This is a genomic window from Mesorhizobium sp. P2_F8, from assembly GCF_056403655.1.
This window is the reverse complement of sequence record NZ_JBFUFB010000002.1, coordinates 442,962-464,506: the sequence shown is the minus strand read 5'-3', so window position 1 is coordinate 464,506 and position 21,545 is coordinate 442,962. Positions and strand designations below refer to the sequence as shown.

Genomic DNA, 21,545 nt, shown 5'->3' with positions numbered 1-21,545 from the left:
ATGCTTCAAACGCTTTCCAGATAGGTCTCGATCTCGAAGTCGCTGACATTGAGGGCGAACGTATTCAACTCCTGGCGTTTGCAAGCGACAAAGGAGTCGCGCAGGATCGCCGGAAAGATCTCGGCCACATGTGTTCCGCTCTCAAAACTGGCGATCGCCGATGCCCAGTCCGGCGGCAGCTTGGCCGGCACAAGCCCTTGTCCGTCGCTCCCGGTCGGATCGCCAGGCGACATCTGCCTTTCAATGCCGATCAGCGCGGCGCCCAATATGGCGGCAAGCACCAGATAGGGATTGGCATCCGCTCCCGAAACGCGATGCTCGATGCGACGCGCGCCGGTCGGGCCGCCGGGAATGCGGATCGCGACCATGCGGTTCTCGTAGCCCCAGGCCACGGCGGTCGGCGCATAGGATCTCGGACGCAGCCTTCGGTATGAATTGAAGTGCGGCGCGAACACCAGCGTGCTCTCGGCCATCGCGGCGAGCAGGCCACCGACCGCATGGCGCATGATCTCCGAACCCTGATCCGTGCCGTCGTCGAAAACGTTGCGCCCTTCGGCGTCGGTCAGGCTGAAGTGGACGTGAAAGCCGTTGCCAGCGCGGTCGCCATAGGGCTTGGCCATGAAACAGGCAGCAAAGCCGTGCTTGCGGGCGATGCCCTTCACCGTGCGCTTGAACAATACGGCATCATCAGCCGCCCGCAGGGCGTCGGCGACGTGGTTCAGATTGATCTCGAACTGGCCGACGCCATTTTCGGCAATGGCCGTGTCGACGGGAATGCCTTGCGTTCGGCAGGCTTCGTAGACGTCGTGGATGAAAGACTCGAAGTCGTCGATCTCGTCGATCGACAGCGCCGCATCGGAATCGAGCCGGCGCCCGGTGACCGGCGAGACGGGCCCGACCGGCCGCTGCGACTGCGGATCGACGAGGTAGAATTCGAGTTCCGTCGCCGCGACCGGGGTCAATCCCAAGGTCTTGTAGCGATCGAGAATGCGGGCCAACGCCCGCCGTGGATCGCCAAGATACGGCGCGCCGGTTTCGTCAGCGAGCCAGAGCGGGACAAGCGCCGTCGGATGCGCCGTCCAGGCCACCGGGAGAATGCCGCGTCCTGTCCATTGGCAAAGCCCGTCGGCGTCGCCTGTCGAGAAAACCAGCGTGTTGCCTTCGATGTCTTCGCCCCAGATGTCGAGCCCTATCAGGGAGTAAGGCATGCGCAGCTTGCCTTCGAGCGCCTTGCGCGCCTGCTCGACCGGGATGCGCTTGCCGCGCATGACGCCGTTGAGGTCGCACACAGCCGCCCGCAGGCTCTGGATGTCGTTCCTGCTTTCAAGCCAGTTCAAAACGTCCGCAATTGCATCGCTCAATTTGTAACCTCTGGTTTTTGAAGGTGCCGCAGCCTGATCGGCTACACTGTCCCTGGTAAAAATAGCTCGTGAGTTTTCGAAAACGAAACCTGGCCATTGCCAGGCGTTTTTCTTATTTTTTCAAGTCACTAGCCGGGATGTCGGGAGGCATTTCAAAACCAATTGCGCGATCTGCGATCGCAACATAGAGGCAAGAGAGCGGAAAGCCAAGGGGGCATTTGAACTGCCGCGGCTCTCCGCCGACATAGCTGCATATGCTGCTGGAGCCTCTCGGTCAAAAGCGACCAGGCCGACAATTATGTGCTAGTCTCGAGCGCTTTGAATGATGGCGGGTGGTGGTGATGTCAGAAACGGACAAGGTGTTCGCGGGCTCGATTCCGGAAAACTACGACCGCTATATGGTGCCGTTGATTTTCGAGCCGTTCGCCGCGGATCTTGCACGACGAGCAGCGTCCCTGTCGCCAAGTGCCGTCTTGGAGATCGCCGCCGGCACCGGGGTTGTCACCCGCGCATTGGCGCCAAAACTGCCCCCGGGCGCAAGCTATGTCGTCACCGACCTCAACCAGCCGATGCTCGACTACGCCGCTTCGCAACAAGGTCCCGACAGTCGCATCGAATGGCGCCAGGCGGACGCTTTGGCACTACCGTTCGAAGATGCGGCCTTCGACCTCGTTTGTTGTCAGTTCGGCGCGATGTTCTTTCCTGATCGCCCGTCTGGCTACCGAGAAGCAAAGCGGGTCCTGAAGCCCGGAGGTCATTTTCTGTTCAACGTATGGGATCGCCTCGAGGAGAATGTGTTTGCCAATGATGTGACGAATGCTCTCGCAAGAATGTTTCCGAATGATCCGCCGCGCTTTATGGCACGCACGCCACACGGCTACCACGATACGGCCCTGATCCGTAGCGAACTGGAGGACGCGGGTTTCTCCCGTGTGGTGATCGAGACGAGAGCCGAACAAAGTCGTGCATCCTCGCCGCGCCTTGCGGCCGTTGCTTATTGCCAGGGAACTCCTCTTCGCAACGAAATCGAGGCCAGGGGCGCGGGAGGACTGGAAGCTGCAACCGACTGCGCCGCCTCCGCGATTGCGGACAGACATGGCCGCGGCGAGATTGCCGCCAAAATTCAGGCCCACGTGATCATGGCCGTGGTCTAGCGCCCTCGAGCAATTCCAGGAAAAGTGTGAAACGGCTTTCCCGGGAAAAGCGCGTAGCGCTTTCCCTAAGGGAATTGCGTCAAAACAAAGAGATAGAGCCGTTCGGCGTTTCCGTGAAACGGTGAACCGCTCTAGGCTCTCGGTTCCGGAAACCGCGCCTGCTGGAGAATATGCGTGGCGCCCTCGTCGATGTCGCGAACGATGGCCGAGCGCGCGCGCTCCCCATCCTGGGCCTCGATCGCCGCGACGACCTCCTCGTGATAGTCGATGTCGAGGATGGAGGCGAGATCGTCCTCGAACCCCATGGCCAGGTTCCTCAGAAAAGGGCCGACCTGCATCCAGACGGTCTCGATCAGGAAGATCATCTGCTCGTTGCCGCAATGGCGATAGATCGAGAATTTGAAGTCGTAGTTCTTCCGCAGATAGTCATCGATATCGCCCTTGCGGGCCGCCAGAGTCAGGTCGGTGGAGTGGCGTCGGATCGTCCGCAGGTTGTTGCCGTTGATGAGCTTTGTCGCAAATTCGGTCGCCGAGCCTTCGAGGATCGTCCGCACGGCGGTCAACTGCGAAAATCGCTCTGCCGAAATGACTGGCACTTCCACGCTGCCGTTCGGCATCGGGCTCAGCGCCCGCAGCGCCTGCAGCCGCATGAAGGCACTGCGCACCGGCATGTCGCTGGTGCCGAGTTCCTTGGCGAGCTTGCGCGAGGTCAGCTTCTGGCCGGGCAAGAACTGGCCGGACATCAAGGCTCTGACAAGCTCCAGATAGACCTTCTCATGCAAGGGGACGGTGTCGACGGCGGTCAACCCGAATTGTGTTTTGTCGGCCATTGGCGGGGGGCGCTACTTCATTCGTTCTGAAATTGACCCTGACGACATCAGCCGCAGATAGTCTTGGCTGGCCGAACGCGGCGAGAACGCTGAAGTCAGCGACTTCTCGTCCGGCATGATAGACGCAGCGATCGCAGCGCCGCAAGCCGTGTCGGCACAGCCGAGGCCTTGGCTGCCGGCGTCCATGCCACGGTGTGCAAAACCATCATCACAAAACTTGACCTTGCTTGCACTTGCACCTCTGGCCGCTCTCTGGCTTTTTGAGGTACCCATCCGAACGGACTGATTCGCGTCATGCCGCTCGATTGCAATCTCCCCAGGCAGTCTGCGGATGGATCGTGAAGCGCGCAATTGGCGAAGGAGAAACAGGCATGGCCGAGTTCAAGAAGCCCGAAATCTCCGAAATGAGACCCAAGATCACCGTTATCGGCGTCGGCGGTGGCGGCGGCAACGCCGTCAACAACATGATCGCGGAGCAGCTTCAGGGGACCGAATTCATCGCCGCCAACACCGACGCGCAGGCGCTGACCATGTCGAAGGCAACGCGGCTGATCCAGCTTGGCGCGCATGTCACCGAAGGGTTGGGCGCCGGATCGCTCCCCGAGATCGGCCGCGCCGCGGCCGAGGAATCGCTCGACGAGATCATGGATCACCTGGCCGGCACGCATATGTGTTTCGTCACCGCCGGGATGGGCGGCGGCACGGGAACCGGTGCTGCTCCGATCATTGCCCAGGCGGCGCGCAAGGCCGGCATCCTGACAGTGGGCGTCGTCACCAAGCCTTTCGCTTTCGAGGGCAGGCGCCGCATGCAGATGGCCGAAGAGGGCATCGAGCGGCTGCGCGAGAGTGCCGACACGGTGATCGTCATCCCGAACCAGAACCTGTTCCGGATCGCCGATGCCAAGACCACCTTCGCCGATGCGTTCGTCATTGCCGACCGCGTGCTCTATTCAGGCGTCAGCTGCATCACCGATCTCATCGTCAAGGAAGGCCTGATCAATCTCGACTTCGCCGATGTCAAATCGGTGATGCGCGACATGGGCCGCGCCATGATGGGAACCGGCGAGGCCTCCGGCGACGGCCGGGCGATGAAGGCGGCGGAAGCCGCGATCGCCAACCCGTTGCTGGACGAAGTGTCGATGAAGGGCGCCAAGGGTGTCCTGGTCTCGATCTCTGGCGGCAGGGACATGACCCTGTTCGAGGTCGACGAGGCCGCCACCCGCATCCGCGAAGAGGTCTATGAGGACGCCGACATCATCGTTGGCGCCATCTTCGACAAGAGCATGGAAGGCCGCTTCAGGGTTTCTGTGGTGGCGACCGGGCTCGATCGCGCCTTTGGGGCAGAGGACGCCGATGCCGGCATCGCCCGGGGCCATGTCGGCCAGCCACCAGCGCGGACGCTTCAGTAGCCATCTTCTGCGCACATCCCTGGCAAAGGGTCAGGTTGCCTGACAACGCCTGCGTAACGGCTTTGCTCAGCGCCGTTTAGCTTGCGGCCCGCTGTATCGGTCTCTATCCCTCTGCTGCTACAAGAATCCTTCACAGACGGCCATCTATACTGGCAACCGGCATTCGTTCGAGTGACGAGAGGCGCGGCTTGGAATTTGACTTGAAAACCATCGAGGCGCTCGCGCCCGACCAGGCGTCATTGAGCGCCGCTTCCAAGTTGACCAAGCAATCGAACTGGCCCCGGCTCGAAAAGAACGAAGAGCTGGCTCTCATCTGGGGCGAATGCCAGGGCTCCGGCTCCAATCCCTACCGTGTGGTCGTCGACACCGGCGACCATGGTTACAAATGCACCTGCCCGTCGCGGAAATTTCCCTGCAAGCACTCCTTGGCGCTGATGTGGATCGCTGCCACCGCGCCGGCCAGCTTCGCCGCGGCCGGCTCGACGCCGGAATGGGTGAACGATTGGCTGAGCCGCCGCAGGAAGACCACGTCGCAACCTGTAGAACCGACACAAGGTGCGGGAGGCAAGAGCATCGGCGAAGCCGCGCGCGACGAAAGCTCTGTCGTCGAGGACGCGGCCGCGGTTGAGCGCCGCGAGGCAGCGCAGCGCAAGCGGGCAGAAGACACGCGATCCGCCGTGTCCGCAGGACTGGATGAACTGGATCAATGGATCGCCGACCAGTTGCGGCTTGGCCTTGCCGGCTTTGTCGACAACAGCAGCGATCGTTGCCGCCGGATTGCCGCGCGGCTGGTCGACATGAAGGCGACGGCACTTGCCGGCCGCATCGACGAGATACCGTCTAGGTTGATGGCGTTGCGCAGCGAGGAACGGCCGGACGCGGCGATCCGCGAACTCGGCAAGCTTGTGCTGCTGGCCAAAGCCTGGCGGTCGGCACCCGATGACCCGGAACTGAGGCGGTTGGTCTCGACCTCCGAGAGCCGCGAACAGGTGCTGGCCAATCCCGATGCGACCCAGGTCGAAAGCGCTTGGGAAGTGCTCGGCGAGAAGATCGAATCTCGCCGTGACGGTCTTGTCAGCCACTCGACCTGGCTGCTCGACCTGAACAGCGCCACCTCGCAATTTGCCCTGCTGCTCGACTATTTTCCGGCGTCGGCCGGTCGCCGGTCGAACGCGTTCACGCCGGGCGATCGTTTCGAAGCCCGGCTGATCTTCTATCCGGCGCGCCAGCCGCTGCGGGCATTGGTGGCGGACCGCAGGGGTGACGTCTCGTCCGGCGACTGGCCCGATTTCGGCGTTGACGCGTCGGATCCGCTGGCGGCCCATGTTGCCCGCCAGGACGCCGCGCCCTGGGTTACCGATTGCCCCGTCATGCTGCCGCCCGGAGCGATCCTGCTGGACGATCGCGGTGCCGCCTGGTGGCAGGCCGCTGGCGATCCGCACGGCATCGCCTTGCCAATCGCCGACACCGTCAATCCAACGCTGCTTGGGCTGGACCTCAAGGCAACGGCCGCACTTTGGAACGGCAGCCGGCTTGAACTCCTGGCGGCGCAAAGCGGGTTTGGGAGGCTTGATCTGTCATGAATGAGATCGAGCAGACCGGCCTGGCGACCATGCGCGACTGCTGGATAACCGGCGGCGCCGCCTTCGACCTGGCTCCGGCTGCATGGCAGCAGATCGCCAGCAGTGCAAACCCCGACGAGCGCGAGCGCCGGTTGCTGGCAATCGCCGCGCAGGCCCTCGACATTGCCTTGCGGCCAGCCGCGCCGAAGATGCTGAAACAACGCCCGCCACTGCCTGAACTTGCCTTGCCCATGCTGCCGGAGCGGCTGCGGCCGCTTTTGCGAGCCGCGCTGAAGCATGCAGCCGACGCAAGGACCAAGACACGCGTGGCCACGCTCGTCGCCAGCCGAGGCTTCGTGCTGCATCCAATGGATTGGATGCCCTCTGCGTCGTATCAGGAAGGTCCGGACGTTTATGCCCCCTGGGTCGATTGGCAAGCCGGTGTGGGTGGCGAGAAACAATCCCGCCGGGAACAACTGACCGTGGAAACCTGGGATGATTTCTATCCCGCTGCGCGCCGTACCGCGCTGGCCGATATGCGCCGCACCGCTCCGGCGCTGGCCAGGCAACTGATCGAGGCCAAGGGGTCAAGTGAGCCGGCGGAGATCAGATCCGCACTCATCGAACTCATGCGCTTCGGCTTGGGCGCCGATGACGTGCCATTCCTGAAGAGCCTCTCCGCCGACCGCTCCGGCAGGGTGCGCGAACTGGCTGGCCGGCTGCTGGCAAGGTTGGGAGAGCATGGCAACCCAGGCGATGGCGGGACGGAAGATCCGACAGCCGAGCTCGCCGCCTTCATCGCCGAAGGCAAATCCGGCTTCATCCGCCGCCGCACCACCTATACACCGATAAGACTCAAGGCGCCCGCGCAGGAAGCACGCCGCGGCGACTTGTTTGCCACCTGTTACCTGGGCGATCTTGCTGCCCACTTCGGCAAGACAGAGTCCGATTTCCTTGGGGCATGGCAGTTCGGCGTCGACGACAATGCCGATCTCTTCCTCGTTCGAATGGTCTCGGTGTCCGGCAGTGATGCAGCGGTGGCGCATTTGGCGGACACACTTGTCGCCGAAGGCGGCAAGCCGGCGCTTCTCATCCTCCATCTCATGGCGCGCCTGGACAGCGGCAGGAAGCGCGCCTTGATCAGACAGATCGTGAAAGACACGTACGATCTTCACGCGCTCATCCAGGTCGAAGGCGTCGAAGCGGGCTGGCTGGGATGGGACGACCTGACAAACGGCCAGACGCTCCCGGCATTGCGTTCCGCTGTTGCGGGAAACGACGAGCCCTTGAAGCGAAGCGCCGACCAGATACTGGAAAATTTGGGCTTTCTCGCGACAGCCGCGACGGCGGAAAAATTGATTGGGGATGTTGTTGCGGCCGGTATGGCGCCGGCGGCGCCTTCGCTCGGTCTCCTGCGCCTCAATGCGGCACTGGCCGGGCCTGGAATCGACACATGATCACTCGGGAGAACAGCAAATGAACGCAGTCATCCGTCTTCCGGTCGAGCAGGCCTACGCCGCCGAGTTGCAGGCCCTCTCGCGCAATGACGACCGGCAAAGGCCCGCCGGATGGAGCCTTTCGCCCAAGGCGGTTCTCACCTATCTGCTCGGCGGAAAAGCCGACGACGGGACGCTGATAACGCCCAAATATGTCGGTCGCCGCCGGCTGATGGAGACCGCCGTGGCGACGCTCGCCACCGACCGCGCGCTGTTGCTGCTCGGCGTGCCGGGCACCGCCAAATCCTGGGTGTCGGAGCATCTCGCCGCTGCCATCATGGGCGACTCGACATTGATCGTGCAATGCACGGCCGGCACCGACGAGAACCAGATCCGCTATGGCTGGAACTACGCGCAGCTTCTGGCCAAGGGCCCGAGCCAGGAGGCGCTGGTGCCGACCCCGCTTTACCGCGCCATGCAGGACGGCAAGCTCTGCCGCCTCGAGGAACTGACGCGCATGGGCTCTGACGTGCAGGACACGCTGATCACCGTGCTGTCCGAAAAGATGATGCCGATCCCGGAACTCAACACGTCGATCTACGCGCAGCGCGGTTTCAACATCATCGCCACGGCCAACAACCGTGATAAGGGCGTCAACGAGCTGTCCTCGGCACTGAAGCGCCGCTTCAATGTTGTCGTGCTGCCGTTGCCCGAGGATATGGCGGAAGAAGTGGCGATCGTCTCCAAGCGGGTCGGCGAGATGGCTGGCGGCCTCGACCTGCCGGTGCCGAAGAATGTCGGCGAGGAGATCGCCCGCGTGCTCACCATCTTCCGCGAATTGCGCTCCGGTGCCACCGCCGATGGCAAGGTGACGTTGAAGACGCCGTCCGGTTCGCTGTCCACGGCCGAGGCCATCGCCACCATGGTTGGCGGCCTCAGCCAGGCGGCCTGGTTCGACAGCGGCAAGCTCGGCGCCGAAGGCCTGGCTGCGAGCCTGGTCGGAGCGATCATAAAGGATCCGGTGCAGGACAAGCTGGTGCTGGAAGAATATCTGGAAACAGTGCTCAAGAAGCGGCCGGACTATGCCGGCTATTACGCGGCCTTGAACGCGGCGATCTGACGCCATGGCGCTGAGCGACGTTTCCTATTTCGGCATACGCCATCACGGGCCCGGCTCCGCCGACAGCCTGGTGCAGGCGTTGCAGGACTTGAAACCGGTCGCCGTGCTGATCGAAGGGCCGGCCGATGCCTCCGCGTTGCTGCCGCTGCTTGCCCGGGCCGAAATGCAGCCGCCGGTGGCGCTGCTCTGCTATCCCGAAGACGATCCGGCTTCGACCAGCTTCTGGCCCTTCGCCGAGTTTTCGCCGGAATACCAGGCGGCCCTGTGGGCTGTCGCCAACAATGCGGCCTTGCGGTTCATCGACCTGCCGTCATCGGCCCGGGTAGCGCCTGTTGATGACGCGGAAAATGCCGATGCCGATGAAGCGGAACCCGTTGCCGACAACGAGATGGCTCAGCATGTGCGTGACCCGATCGGCACACTGGCGCAAGCCGCCGGCTATGAAGATGGCGAGAGCTGGTGGTCCGATATCATCGAGCAGAACCCGCAGCCGGGTCCCATCTTCGCCGCGATTTCCGATGCCATGACGACGCTGCGCGACGGCGAAGGTCCGCTTGCCGAATTCGAGGCCAGGCGTGAAGCGCATATGCGGCTTGAAATCACCGCCGCGCGCAAGGAGTTCGAGGGGCCGATCGCTGTCGTTTGCGGCGCCTGGCATGTGCCTGCATTGCAAGCGACGCGACCGCAGAAAGAGGACCAGGCCCTTCTCAAGGGGCTCGCCCGGCGCAAGAGCACGATGACCTGGGCGCCATGGACGGGGCCACGCCTGGCGCTGGGCTTCGGCTATGGCGCTGGTGTCGTCGCACCCGGCTGGTGCAAGCATCTGTGGCGGACGCGCGGCCGCCACGACGCGGCAACCTTGTGGCTCGCAATGATCGCGGCGGTGCTGAGAGGCAAGGGACATATGGTCTCGACCGCTTCGCTGATCGAAGCCGAACGGCTGGCGCGTGCGCTTGCCGCGATCCGTGAGCGGCCAAAGCCTGGTTTCGAGGAATTGCGCGACGCCGCTATCGCCGCTCTGTTCAACGGCGAAGCGCTGCTTTGGGCGCTGGTCGAAGCCGAACTGCTTCTGGGCGCCGATGTCGGTGAAATTCCGCCCGACACGCCACTGGCGCCGCTGATCGAGGATCTGCAACGCAACCAGAAGGCGGCGCGGCTGAAGCCTGAGGCGCTGGAGCGCGAACTCTCGATCGATTTGCGCAGCGAAAGCGGGCTGTTTCGTTCGACATTGCTGCACCGGCTGAACGTGCTTGGCGTGCATTGGGGCAATTTGACCGACAGCGGACGCAGCCGCGGCACCTTTCGCGAGCGATGGGCGCTCTCGTGGGAGCCGGAATTTGCCGTTCGCCTGGTCGAGAACCTGATCTACGGGCCGACCATCGAGAAGGCCGCCAATGGCCGGCTGATCCAGATGATCGGCGCGTCGGCCTCTCTCGACGCGCTGGCGGGACTGGTTCAGGGCGCCATCACGGCAAACCTGTCCGAGGCGTCGGCCGCCGGTCTCGTGGCATTGGAGGAACGCGCGGCGCACAGCAGCGAGTGCCTGGAAATCCTGGCATCGGTGCCGCCGCTCGCCGGCATCATCCGCTATGGCGAGGCGCGCAAGACGGAAACGGCCCGCCTGTCCGGTCTGCTGGAACGGCTGATCATCGAAGGCGGGATAGCACTCGCCTATGCCGCCCGCGACCTCGATGACCAGGCTTCGACGACGCTGGTTGGCGCGATGCGCAAGGCCGACGAAGCGATCAGGCTGGTCGAGCCTGGGGAAGACGTGCTGGACGCCTGGCGCAATGGACTGGCCGCGGTGCTCGATGGATCGCGATCGACGGCGCTGGTGGCAGGCTGCGCCGCGCATCTGCTCTACGAAGCCGGCCATCTGTCCGCCGACGCCGCCGCGGGCCTGATCGCACGGCGCCTGTCGCCGGGAACGCCGGTCATGGAGGCCGCAGGGTTCTTCGAAGGCTTCTTCAGCACCGCCAGTCAACGGCTCATCTATGACGAGGCCCTGCGCGGAGCGGTCGATGCCTGGCTCCAATCCCTCGACGAAGATGCCTTCATTGCGCATCTGCCGCTGCTGCGCCGGGTCTTCTCGCATCTGGACTCGATGGAGCGGCGGCGGCTGATCGAAGCGGTGCTCGGCCGCACCGCACGCCTGCCGGCCGGACTGACACCGACGCCGGATGGCGACGCCGCATGGCGTCGGCACCTGGAACGGCTTGGACCCTTGCTGACGGGCGGGAACGGCAATGGATGACGCGGCCGAAATGAACGAACCCGCCACCGAGGACGGACGCGAGCGCCGCTGGCGCCTGGCGATCGGCGCCGATGATGAGAAATCGACTTCGCTTTCCGACACGGACAAGCGGCTTTCTGCGGCGCTCGATGCACTCTATGGCAATGGCGCCGGCGATGCGGCTGCCGACCCGCGCAGGCGCCGCGGCGGGCTCGGCCGTTCGGCGCCTAGGGTCGCGCAATGGATGGGTGATATCAGGTCGTTCTTTCCCGCGCAGGTCGTGCAGATCGTCCAGAAGGATGCCTTCGAACGCCTCAACCTGAAGCAGATGCTGATGGAGCCAGAGTTCCTCAAGGCGATTGAGGCGGACGTCAATCTCGTTGCCGACCTGATTTCGCTGCGCTCGGTCATGCCGGCCAAGACCAAGGACATCGCCCGAACGATCATCGCCGATATCGTTGCCAAGCTAATGCAGCGGTTGGAGCAGAAGACGGCCGAGGCGATACGCGGCGCGGTCGACCGATCGCAGCGCACCAATCGGCCACGCCAGCGCGACATCGACTGGCCGCGGACCATCTCGGCCAACCTTCGCCACTACCAGCCCGAGCATAAAACCATCGTGCCCGAGAAGCTGGTCGGCTTCATGCGCAAACAGCGCCGGCTGGTCGATCTGGACGAGGTTGTGCTGTGCGTCGACCAATCCGGCTCGATGGCAAGCTCGGTGATCTACGCCTCGATTTTCGCCGCGGTGATGGCCTCGTTACCCGTCGTGCGGACCAAGCTCGTCTGCTTCGACACGGCCATCGTCGATCTCACCGAGGAGCTCAGCGATCCCGTCGAAGTCCTGTTCGGCGTGCAGCTTGGCGGCGGCACCGACATCAACCAGGCCGTCGCCTATTGCGCGGAGCGCATCGAACGGCCGACCAAGTCGCATATGGTGCTGATCACCGACCTTTATGAAGGCGGCAACGGCCAGGAATTGCTGCAGCGGCTGGCAGCACTTGTTCGGTCCGGCGTCAACGTCGTGGTGCTGCTGGCGCTGACCGACCAGGGCAGGCCCGGTTACGACCCCAACATGGCAGGCTCCGTTGCCGCGCTCGGCATTCCGGTCTTTGCCTGCACGCCGGATCTGTTTCCAGACCTGATGGCGGCGGCATTGCGCCGCGAGGATATCGGCGCATGGGCGGCCGCCGCCGACATCAAGCTTGTCCGCGCCGAGGCAGAGACACTGGAATGAAACACAACACAATAGCCTCCAGGGCCGCCAGCATGTGCTTGGCGGCTCTGGATGGTTGATCGAGCTCAGCCGAATTTCGGGTCGAGACTGCCCGATTTGTAGCGCTTGGCCATTTCGGCCACCGGCAGCGGCTTGATCTTCTGCGCATTGCCGGCGGTGCCGAACTGCTCGAAGCGCTCCTTGCAGAGCTTCCTCATCGCCGCCATGGCCGGCGTCAGGTACTTGCGCGGATCGAACTCGCTCGGATTCTCGGTCAGCACCTTGCGGATGGCGCCGGTCAGCGCCATGCGGTTGTCGGTGTCGATGTTGATCTTGCGCACGCCGTGCTTGATGCCGCGCTGGATCTCCTCGACCGGCACGCCCCAGGTCGGCTTCATCTGGCCGCCATATTTGTTGATGATCTCCTGCAGATCCTCGGGCACCGAGGACGAGCCGTGCATGACCAGATGCATGTTCGGCAGCCTGCGGTGGATCTCCTCGATGACGTTCATGGCCAGCACCGCGCCGTCCGGCTTGCGCGAGAATTTGTAGGCGCCGTGGCTGGTGCCCATGGCGACCGCCAGCGCATCGACATGGGTGTGCTTGACGAACTCCACCGCCTGTTCCGGGTCGGTCAGAAGCTGGTCGTGGCTGATCTCGCCTTCGACGCCGTGGCCGTCTTCCTGCTCGCCCCCACCGCTCTCCAGTGAGCCAAGCACTCCGATCTCGCCTTCGACGGAAACACCGCCCCAATGCGCCATGTCGACGACGCGCCGGGTGATGCCGGAATTGTAGGCGTAGTCGGCCGGGGTCTTGCCGTCCTCCTTCAGCGATCCGTCCATCATCACGGAGGTGAAGCCGTACTGGATCGCGGTGACGCAGGTGGCTTCGTTGTTGCCATGGTCGAGATGCATGCAGACCGGGATGTCGGGGTGGATTTCGACCAGCGCGTCGATCAGCTTGGCCAGCACGACGTCATTGGCGTAGGCGCGAGCACCACGGCTCGCCTGCAGGATGACCGGCGACTTGGTCTCCTCGGCGGCCTCCATGATGGCGAGGCCCTGTTCCATATTGTTCATGTTGAAAGCGGGCACGCCGTAGCCGTATTCGGCGGCGTGGTCGAGCAATTGTCTCAGTGTTATGCGAGCCACCCAATAGTCTCCCGTATCTGGTTTCAAGCGCAACGTCGCGGGCCGGCCGGTCGCCGGTCGGCCCCTGATGCTTCTGGCCGGATTTCAGGCCAACCGCAACCTTCTGCGGTCCTGTCGGTCGCAATTCTTGTTGCAGGGCTGAAATCCGGGCGTTTTGGCGATCTCAGGCCGCGATCAATTCCCGCGCGGCCAGGATCTGCACGCAGGCATTGGCCGCTTCCTTGCCCTTGACGGTGAAGTGCTCGAAGAAGAAGCGGTGATGCTCGGCGCTGTCGTGGTAGTTGTGCGGCGTGAGCACCGCCGACAGCACCGGCACGCCGGTCGACAGTTGCACATTCATCATGCCGTCGATGACCGCGCTGGCGACGAACTCATGCCGGTAGATGCCGCCATTGACGACGAAGGCCGTGCCGAGGATCGCGGCATAGCGGCCGGTCCCGGCCAGGGTCTTGGCGTGCAGCGGAATTTCGTAGGCGCCGGGCACGTCGAAGACATCGACGGCGAAGCGCTCGCCGCCGATGTCAGCCAGTTCCGTCTCGAAGGCCTGCACGCACTGGTCGACGATGTCGGCATGCCAGCGCGCGCGAATGACGGCGATGCGGGTCGTTTCGTAGTCTTTGTGGGAATGCTGATTCATGGGTCCATCCTTCCGTTTCGAACCAGAATCAGGACGCACGATACGAAATCCGGCCCGCCGAGACGGTCCGTGTTCCGTTCGTTCTCTTCCATCCGGACTCTAACCGTCGGCTCCGGAATCACACCGGATCTGCTGACCTCTCCGATCTTGCCGGAAAGCGCTCGCGGGCTTGGGCCGAAACCATTACCGCCGGTGGGGACTTTCACCCCGCCCTGAGAACATTAACGCCGTTTGTATGAAAGGGCAGGGCGCCGCTGTCAATCGTGTGAAAGACGGATGGCCAATACAGTCTGTCAACTGGAGCAATTCCAGGAAAAGTGTGAAGCGGTTTTCCCAGGAAAGGCGCATAGTGTTTTCCCTTGGGAATTGCGTCAAAAAAGGGAGAGATAGAGCGGTTCGGCGTTTCCGCGAAACGATGAACCGCTTTATCGCGTGCGCCACGCCGCCGCCGAAGCGGCAATCAGCATGAGCAATGCCGCAACCGTCGCGCAGGTGGCGAAACCGAAGCTGGAATAGAGCGGGCCGAACCCGGTCGTGCCGACGAAGACCGCCAGATAGGTCACCGCGCTGTTCAAACCCATGATCGTGCCGCGCCGCGAAGGATCGAGCGCCGACAGGCGCATCACCAGGACGTTAAGTCCAAAATGATTGGCAAGCCCCCAGACCGCCACCATGGCGATGGTCAGGCCGAAACTGCCACTCGTCGCGGCCATGGCGACATAGACGACGGCGACAAGAAGATAGGCAAATGGCATGACGCGACGGGCGCCCAGGCGATCGATGACGCCGTCGAGGAGAGCAGCCGTGCCGAAGCCGATGCCATAGGCAAGTGCTGCCCATCCGTTGGCGCTGACCGGTCTCCCCAATCCGCTGTGCAGGTGATCACCGAGATAGCCATAGACGCCGTAGAAGGCTGTCATGAAGGCGGCACAGGCGATGAGCAGCGGCACGATGCCGGGAATGCCGAGCGCCTCCAGTGGCGTCGGCGCCGGGCCACTCTTCCTGGCGTCGCTCAGTGACGACACTGTAAGACCGGCCAAGGCAAGCGTTGCCAGCAGCGCGACCGCGGCGAAAACGGCGCGCCAATGCACGAGATCGGCAAGCACGGCCGACAGCGAAACGCCGGCGACCATGCTCAGCGTCCATCCGGTCAGCACGACGCCGATCGTGCCGCTTTCCCGGCCAGGCGGCGCGATGGCCGCGGAACTGGCATAGATCGCCGGCATGGCGATACCGGCAGCAATGCCGGCGAGCAATTGTGCCGCGACCAGCATCACCACCGTCGGTGCAGCCGCGCTGGCGACGAGCGCTATCGCCAGCAACAGCAATGCGCCCTGCAACATCCGGCGGGCGCCGATCCGGTCGATGTAGCGCGCCAGGAACAGGGCGCTTGCGGAGGTGCCAAGGCCGAACACGGCCGCCGCGATCATGACCACCGGTACGCTGGTCGCAAACGACGCGGCCACGGCCGGTGCGATCGGGCCCAGCACAAGCGAATTCGAGCCGATCACGGCGATGCATCCGGTCAACAGATAAGCGAGCGCCGGGATGGGCGCCCGGGCGTTCGCGGCCAATGGTACAACTTGATCAGCGTTCGACATATGACCATAATGACCGCATTAAATTCTGCGGCAACCGGAGATTTCAACATGGACGAAGAAACAGATGGCATTCCGCAGAACAGGTCTGCCGCCCGTGAGCTCGACGCAATTGACCGAAAAATATTAGGCGTCCTGGTCGATGACGCGACCGTCAGTTATGCCGAGCTCGGCGATCGCGTGGGGCTTTCACCGCCGGCGGCGCACGAGCGCGTCAAGCGGCTGCGGCGCAGCGGCGCCATCCGCAACACCGCGGCAATCATCGATCCCCACGCGGTGCGCAAGCCGCTGCTGGCTTTCGTCCACATCGACACCAAGGGCTGGGGAAAGACGCCGGAACTGATGGCGGTTTCACAGTATCCGGAAGTCGAGGAAATCCACACCGTCGCCGGTGACACCTGCATGCTGCTCAAGGTCCGCACCGAAGACACCAGAGCACTCGAAGGCCTGCTGTCACGCCTCTACGAAACGCCGGGCGTCACCTCGACACGCAGCTACGTGGTGCTGTCGACCTATCTCGAGCGGCCGGTACAGCCGGGCGTGACCGCGACGTGGCCGACGCCCAAGCACATGAGCAAGCCGCTTTATTAGCGTTGCGTTCGAAGTCCGGTCCTAGAGCGGTTCACCGGTTCACGGAACCGGCAACCTGCTCTAACTCATTGTTTTGACGCAATTCCGGACGGAAAACCGTTTCACACTTTTCCTGGATTGCTCTAGCCGCGCTCGGGAAACATCGCCTTCAGACCCTCGCGCGACGCCTTGGCGACGCCGCGTTCGGTGATCAGGCCGGTGACCAGCCGCGCCGGCGTCACGTCGAAGGCCGGGTTCGCCGCGGGTGTCGTCTCGGGCGAGATGCGCACCTGGGCGATCTCGCCGGCAGAGGTCTTGCCCCAGACCAGCGAAACCTCGTCGGCCGAGCGCTGCTCGATCGGGATATCGGCCAGCCCGTCATGCACCGTCCAGTCGATGGTCGGCGACGGCAGAGCGACATAGAACGGCACATGATTGTCGGCGGCGGCAAGTGCCTTGAGATAGGTGCCGATCTTGTTGCAGACATCGCCGTCGGCGGTGGTGCGGTCGGTGCCGACGATGACCATGTCGATTTCGCCGCGCTGCATCAGATGGCCGCCGGCGTTGTCGACGATCAGCGTGTGCGGCACGCCATGGCCGGCCATCTCCCAGGCGGTCAGCTGGGCGCCCTGGTTGCGCGGCCGCGTCTCGTCGACATAGACGTGGACCGGAATGCCGGCCTCGGTTGCCAGATAGATCGGCGCCGTGGCGGTGCCGTAGTCGACGGTCGCCAGCCAGCCGGCATTGCAGTGGGTCAGGATGTTGACCGGTTCGCCCTTCGGCTTGCGCGCCGCGATCGCCTTGATGATGGCGAGACCGTTCTCGCCGATGGCGCGGTTGAGGCCGACATCCTCGTCGGCGATCTCGCCAGCGCGGCGATAGGCGGCTTCGGCGCGTTGTTCGGGAGCCAATGGCTTGAGGAAGCGCCGCATCTCGTCCAGCGCCCAGCGCAGATTGATCGCCGTCGGCCGCGTCTCGTGCAAGGTCTCCCAGACCGCATCAAGTGCGGCATCCGATGAATCGTCCGCCATCTGCATGGCGACGCCATAGCCGGCGGTGACGCCAATCAGCGGCGCGCCGCGCACCCACATGTCACGGATCGCTGTGGCGATGCCGGTGACGGTGTCGATTTTCTCGACGCGGAAATCATGCGGCAGCCAGCGCTGGTCGATGATCTCCACCGAACGCCCGTCGTCGCTCAGCCAGATGGTGCGATAGTGGCGGTCGCCGACGTTCAAATGCTGCTCTCCTGTTCAATCAGCGCGGCCAGGTGATTGACCTCGTCGATGCTGTGGATCTGCCGCCGGTTGACGGCGAGGTGGCGGCCGAATTTCAGCGCCTTGGCCTCACAACTGGCGCGCAGATCCTCGTCGGCAATGGTCTCGAAATCGGCATTGTGGGCGAGGCCGAGGATACGCCGGTGGACCTCGATGCCGGCAAAGCCGAGCAGATCGGTCCAGATCTGCTGCAGCACATGGTCGAGCGCCTGTTCGGCGCCGAGCCTGTCGCCCTGATCCTCGAACAGGCTTTTCTGGTAGAGCATGCCGGTGCGCTCGGTGCGCCACAGATGCGAGAACTCGGCGCGGAACACGACCCAAGTCTCGACGGTCACCCCGAGTAGGTAGGCGCGCATGGCGTCGCGCTTGCCGCTCTGCTCGTGCCCCCGCTGCGAGAAGAAGGACATCCAGAAATTGGCGAGCAGCATGCCGACATCGAACGCCATCGGGCCGTAGAAGGCGAATTCGGGGTCGATCATCCGCGTCTGCGACTCGGTGACCATGATCGAGCCGGAATGCAGGTCGCCATGCAGCAGCGTTTCGGCATTGGCGGCGAATATGTGCTTCAGCCGCTGCGCCTCGACCTTGAGGTCGCGGTCGGCGCGCAGCTCTGCGACGAGGTCGTCGAGCTGCGGCGAGGTGTGCCGGTTCATCCTGGCGTCGAAATAGGGGTCCGAGAACACCAGGTTCTCGGTGATGTCGCAGAGTTCGACATTGTCGGCGAACAGCGCCAGATCGGCCTTGCGGTCCTTGGCTGCCATATGCAGGTCGGAGCCGCGAAACAGGGTGCGGGCCATGAACAGGCCGATATCCCTGGCAATGTTCGGCAGCTGCCGGCCTTCGATCAGCGCCCGCCGCAGGATGATGTGCGGCGACAGATATTCCATGATGATCAGCGCCTGGCCTTCATCGAAATGGTAGATCGCCGGCACCGAGCCCGGCGCGCGCGCCTCTTGCCGGGTCAGCGCGTGGTATTCGAAGAACGAGCGCTTCAGCGGCAGCGGCCAGCTGTCGCCGACCAGGCGGACATAGGGCAGGGCCTGCTTGACCACCGCTGCACCGCTGGCGCCTTCGACGATGAAGACGAGGTTGAGATTGCCGTCGCCGACCTCGCGGACCTTCCACGCGCTCGTGTCCTTGCCGATGCGCGCGCGCAACGCCTCGTTGTCGCCAAGACGGCTCGGGAGCGTCTCGACCGACAGTGCTTCGAACTGCAATTTTCCAGTCATCGTCATCCTCCCGCATATGCGCTCCGAGCATAACGGAGGCATGGCGGCCGGGCCAAGCTAGGAAGCGATCTGGCAATTGTCAATCGTGTTGACAATTGCCGATGTAGCCCATAGCGTCATGTCAGGGAGGAACGCATGGTCGGCAATGCCGTGTTCCGCGCGGAGGGGCTGAGGAAATCCTTTGGCCAGAACGAGGTGCTTGGCGGCGTCTCGCTGGAGCTGCATGCCGGCGAAGTGACGGTGCTGATGGGCGCCAATGGCGCCGGCAAATCCACCCTCGTCAAGATCATCAGCGGCGTCTATGAGCGCGGCGACGGCACGATGGGCCTCGCCGGACAGGCCTTCGCGCCGAACACGCCGGCGGAAGCGATCCGCGCCGGCGTCGTCACCGTGCACCAGAACATCAATGACGGTGTCGTCGCCGATCTCGATGTCGCCACCAATTTGACCCTCGACCGCTTGAGCGGCAGCGGCGCTTCGTTCCTGTTCAATCCGGCGCGCGTGCGTCGCCAGGCAAAGGCCGTCGCCGACCGCATGGGGCTGGCCATCGATCTCAAAGCGCGCGTCAGCGATCTTTCGCTGGCCGATCGCCAGATGGTTGCGATCGCCCGCGCTTTGGCGCATCAGCCGAAAGTGCTGATCCTCGACGAGCCGACCTCGTCGCTGTCCAGCGCCGAGGCCGATCGGCTGTTTGCGCTGATCGACAGGCTGCGCGAGCAGGGCGTCGCGATCCTCTACATCTCGCACCGCATGTCGGACATCCGGCGGCTTGCCGATCGTATCGTCTCGATGCGCGACGGCGTCATCTCTGGCGTCTTCGACAAGAAACCGCTCGACTATGAAGGCGCCGTCAACGCCATGCTCGGGCGCAAGATCCACCTCGACCAGATCGTCGTCAGGAATTCGGCCAAGGCGATCCTGACGATCGAAGGGCTGCGCATAGCGCAAGGCGCCAGGCCGATCTCGCTGACGCTCGGCGACGGCGAGGTCGTTGCCATCACCGGCCTCGTCGGCGTTGGCAAGACGGTGCTGGCCGAGACGCTGTTTGGCGTGCGCAAGCCGCTCGGTGGCACCATGGTGCTGAACGGCAAGCCCTACGCGCCTGAAACAACAGGCGAGGCGATCGCCGCCGGCGTGTTCCTCGTCGCCAAGGACCGCGTCGAGAACGGCATCGTCAGCGGCTTCAATATCCAGGAAAATATCAGCCTGCCGTTTCACAAGCGCATGTCGCGCCTCGGTGTTCTCAGACGCCGCCTCGAACGCAGCACCGCGCGCCGCCAGATCGAGGAACTGGGCATCGTCTGCCGCTCCGAGAAGGACGAGCTGGCAGCACTTTCCGGCGGCAACCAGCAGAAGGTGATGGTAGCCCGCTGGATGGCGCAGGATGCCGGACTGTTCATTCTGGATGAGCCGTTCCAGGGCGTCGACATTTCGGCCCGGCGCGACATTGCCGCCAAGCTCAGGGCAAGTGCGAACGGCCGCGCCACGCTGCTGTTCGTCACCGAGCTCGACGAGGCGTTGGAGACGGCCGATCGCATCCTGGTGATGTCCGAACAAACCATCGTCGGCGAGCATCGCAATGCCGATGTCGATCTCGATCGCCTGCTGGCCGAGGTCGCCGGCGGACCGCTGCACAGCGCCGCCTGAGCGTGGCGGCAAGGAATTGGAATGGAGAGACCATGGGTTCGAGTTGGGTAGAAATCGCAGCGGCGCGAGAGGGCGCTGAATGACGTTGCGAGACCATGCCATTCGCTACGGCTTCATCGTGCTTTTGTTCGGTTTGATCGCCTATTTCGCGATCGCCGCCGACGGTTTCGTTTCGCCGCAAAGTGCCGTCTTCATCTTTCAGTCGGTCGCCATCACCGGCGTGCTGGCGCTCGGCGTCACCGCCACGCTCGTCGTCGGCGGCTTTGACCTGTCGATCGGCTCGGTTGCCACATCAGCCATGATGGCGGCGGCCTATGTCATGGTGGTGCTGGAGCAGAACGCTCTCGTCGCGGTCGTCGTCTGCCTGCTCATCGGCGCCATTGTCGGCCTCATCAATGGCTGGCTGATCGTCTATATGCGCGTGCCCGATCTCCTGGCGACGCTTGGCATGATGTTCCTGCTGGTCGGCCTGCAACGCATCCCGACCGAGGGCCGCTCGATCGCCACCGGAATGACCATGCCGGACGGTTCGGTCGCCAATGGCAAGTTCAGCGACGCTTTCCTGGCGCTTGGCCGCCACCGCTTCGATTTCTTCATCCCGAACCTCATTCCGGTGTCGGTGGTGGTGCTGCTCGTGCTCGCGGTGCTGATCTGGTTCTTCCTCGAATACACGCGTTTCGGGCGCATGATGTATGCGGTCGGCAGCAATGAACGTGCCGCCGAACTCGCCGGCGCGCCTGTCAAGGCATACAAGATCTGGGCCTACGTTATTTCAGGAGTTTTTGCCTCGATCGGCGGCATTTTGCTCGCCGCCCGACTTGGACGCGGCGACATCGCCTCGGGTAATAATCTGCTGCTCGACGCTGTCGCCGCGGCGCTCATCGGCTACGCGGTGCTTGGCGCCGCCAAGCCGAACGCCTTCGGCACTGCCGTCGGCGCGCTGTTCGTCGGCATCTTGCTGCAAGGCCTGACGATGATGAACGCGCCTTACTACACGCAGGATTTCGTCAAGGGCGTGGTTCTGGTCGTCGCCCTTGTCTTCACCTTTGCCCTTTCGGGCAAGGGCAGGAGATAGCTTTCGACCGGATAGGATTTTGGGTTCAACAAGAGTGGAG

General features: G+C 63.6%; 17 protein-coding genes and 1 riboswitch. Of the genes, 10 read left to right on the top strand and 7 right to left on the bottom strand.

Annotated features, from left to right (window positions below):
• Nucleotides 1–5 precede the first annotated feature (5 nt).
• Entirely contained in the window at nucleotides 6–1,361 is a 1,356-nt protein-coding gene (locus AC1DZP_RS05925; RefSeq protein WP_477300774.1) for a glutamine synthetase family protein, read from the bottom strand.
• Between the two features lie 341 nt (nucleotides 1,362–1,702).
• On the opposite strand from AC1DZP_RS05925, the gene AC1DZP_RS05920 reads away from it, so the two are divergent.
• On the top strand, nucleotides 1,703–2,515 hold the full coding sequence (locus AC1DZP_RS05920) for a class I SAM-dependent methyltransferase (protein ID WP_477300772.1): 813 nt from the start codon (nucleotides 1,703–1,705) through the stop codon (nucleotides 2,513–2,515).
• A 131-nt stretch (nucleotides 2,516–2,646) separates the two neighbouring features.
• On the opposite strand, the gene AC1DZP_RS05915 is transcribed toward AC1DZP_RS05920, so the two are convergent.
• Nucleotides 2,647–3,345: a GntR family transcriptional regulator gene (locus tag AC1DZP_RS05915; RefSeq protein ID WP_477300770.1), complete on the bottom strand. Its 699-nt coding sequence runs from the start codon at nucleotides 3,343–3,345 to the stop codon at nucleotides 2,647–2,649.
• Between the two features lie 371 nt (nucleotides 3,346–3,716).
• Here AC1DZP_RS05915 and ftsZ point away from each other — a divergent pair, with 371 nt between their 5' ends.
• From ftsZ to AC1DZP_RS05885, 6 genes are all read left to right on the top strand, one after another.
• On the top strand, nucleotides 3,717–4,754 hold the full coding sequence (ftsZ, locus tag AC1DZP_RS05910; protein WP_095088258.1) for a cell division protein FtsZ: 1,038 nt from the start codon (nucleotides 3,717–3,719) through the stop codon (nucleotides 4,752–4,754).
• 200 nt (nucleotides 4,755–4,954) lie between these two features.
• Entirely contained in the window at nucleotides 4,955–6,337 is a 1,383-nt protein-coding gene (locus AC1DZP_RS05905; RefSeq protein WP_477300768.1) for an SWIM zinc finger family protein, read from the top strand.
• A 305-nt stretch (nucleotides 6,338–6,642) separates the two neighbouring features.
• The gene (locus AC1DZP_RS05900) at nucleotides 6,643–7,773 is read left to right on the top strand and encodes a DUF5691 domain-containing protein (RefSeq protein WP_477300766.1); all 1,131 of its coding nucleotides are present in this window, start codon (nucleotides 6,643–6,645) and stop codon (nucleotides 7,771–7,773) included.
• Nucleotides 7,774–7,792: 19 nt separating this feature from the next.
• Nucleotides 7,793–8,872: an ATP-binding protein gene (locus AC1DZP_RS05895; RefSeq protein ID WP_477300764.1), complete on the top strand. Its 1,080-nt coding sequence runs from the start codon at nucleotides 7,793–7,795 to the stop codon at nucleotides 8,870–8,872.
• Between the two features lie 4 nt (nucleotides 8,873–8,876).
• Nucleotides 8,877–11,126, top strand: coding sequence for a DUF5682 family protein (locus AC1DZP_RS05890; RefSeq protein ID WP_477300762.1), 2,250 nt, complete (start codon nucleotides 8,877–8,879; stop codon nucleotides 11,124–11,126).
• The gene (locus AC1DZP_RS05885; protein ID WP_477300760.1) at nucleotides 11,119–12,342 is read left to right on the top strand and encodes a VWA domain-containing protein; all 1,224 of its coding nucleotides are present in this window, start codon (nucleotides 11,119–11,121) and stop codon (nucleotides 12,340–12,342) included. Before AC1DZP_RS05890 ends, AC1DZP_RS05885 begins: the two co-directional genes overlap by 8 nt.
• A gap of 65 nt (nucleotides 12,343–12,407) precedes the next feature.
• Here the strand turns inward: AC1DZP_RS05885 and fba are convergent, their stop codons facing one another.
• From fba to AC1DZP_RS05870, 3 genes are all read right to left on the bottom strand, one after another.
• Complete coding sequence (gene fba, locus AC1DZP_RS05880; RefSeq protein WP_477225929.1) at nucleotides 12,408–13,472, bottom strand: class II fructose-bisphosphate aldolase; 1,065 nt, start codon at nucleotides 13,470–13,472, stop codon at nucleotides 12,408–12,410.
• Between the two features lie 163 nt (nucleotides 13,473–13,635).
• Complete coding sequence (locus AC1DZP_RS05875) at nucleotides 13,636–14,109, bottom strand: 6,7-dimethyl-8-ribityllumazine synthase (protein WP_477300758.1); 474 nt, start codon at nucleotides 14,107–14,109, stop codon at nucleotides 13,636–13,638.
• Between the two features lie 76 nt (nucleotides 14,110–14,185).
• A riboswitch (FMN riboswitch) is annotated at nucleotides 14,186–14,333 on the bottom strand.
• 201 nt (nucleotides 14,334–14,534) lie between these two features.
• Nucleotides 14,535–15,710 (bottom strand): MFS transporter, encoded by a 1,176-nt coding sequence (locus tag AC1DZP_RS05870; RefSeq protein ID WP_477300756.1) that lies wholly within the window; start codon nucleotides 15,708–15,710, stop codon nucleotides 14,535–14,537.
• Between the two features lie 48 nt (nucleotides 15,711–15,758).
• On the opposite strand from AC1DZP_RS05870, the gene AC1DZP_RS05865 reads away from it, so the two are divergent.
• Nucleotides 15,759–16,298 (top strand): Lrp/AsnC family transcriptional regulator, encoded by a 540-nt coding sequence (locus tag AC1DZP_RS05865; protein WP_095088168.1) that lies wholly within the window; start codon nucleotides 15,759–15,761, stop codon nucleotides 16,296–16,298.
• A 122-nt stretch (nucleotides 16,299–16,420) separates the two neighbouring features.
• Here the strand turns inward: AC1DZP_RS05865 and mtnA are convergent, their stop codons facing one another.
• Nucleotides 16,421–17,515, bottom strand: coding sequence for an S-methyl-5-thioribose-1-phosphate isomerase (gene mtnA / locus AC1DZP_RS05860; protein ID WP_477300754.1), 1,095 nt, complete (start codon nucleotides 17,513–17,515; stop codon nucleotides 16,421–16,423).
• Nucleotides 17,512–18,783 carry an S-methyl-5-thioribose kinase gene (gene mtnK, locus AC1DZP_RS05855; RefSeq protein ID WP_477300752.1) on the bottom strand — a complete coding sequence of 424 codons (1,272 nt, stop codon included), beginning with the start codon at nucleotides 18,781–18,783 and terminating at the stop codon, nucleotides 17,512–17,514. Before mtnK ends, mtnA begins: the two co-directional genes overlap by 4 nt.
• A gap of 135 nt (nucleotides 18,784–18,918) precedes the next feature.
• Between mtnK and AC1DZP_RS05850 the strand changes: the two genes are divergently transcribed.
• Together AC1DZP_RS05850 and AC1DZP_RS05845 are read left to right on the top strand one after the other, a co-directional pair.
• The gene (locus tag AC1DZP_RS05850) at nucleotides 18,919–20,430 is read left to right on the top strand and encodes a sugar ABC transporter ATP-binding protein (protein ID WP_477300750.1); all 1,512 of its coding nucleotides are present in this window, start codon (nucleotides 18,919–18,921) and stop codon (nucleotides 20,428–20,430) included.
• A 79-nt stretch (nucleotides 20,431–20,509) separates the two neighbouring features.
• Complete coding sequence (locus AC1DZP_RS05845) at nucleotides 20,510–21,505, top strand: ABC transporter permease (RefSeq protein ID WP_477300748.1); 996 nt, start codon at nucleotides 20,510–20,512, stop codon at nucleotides 21,503–21,505.
• Nucleotides 21,506–21,545 lie beyond the last annotated feature (40 nt).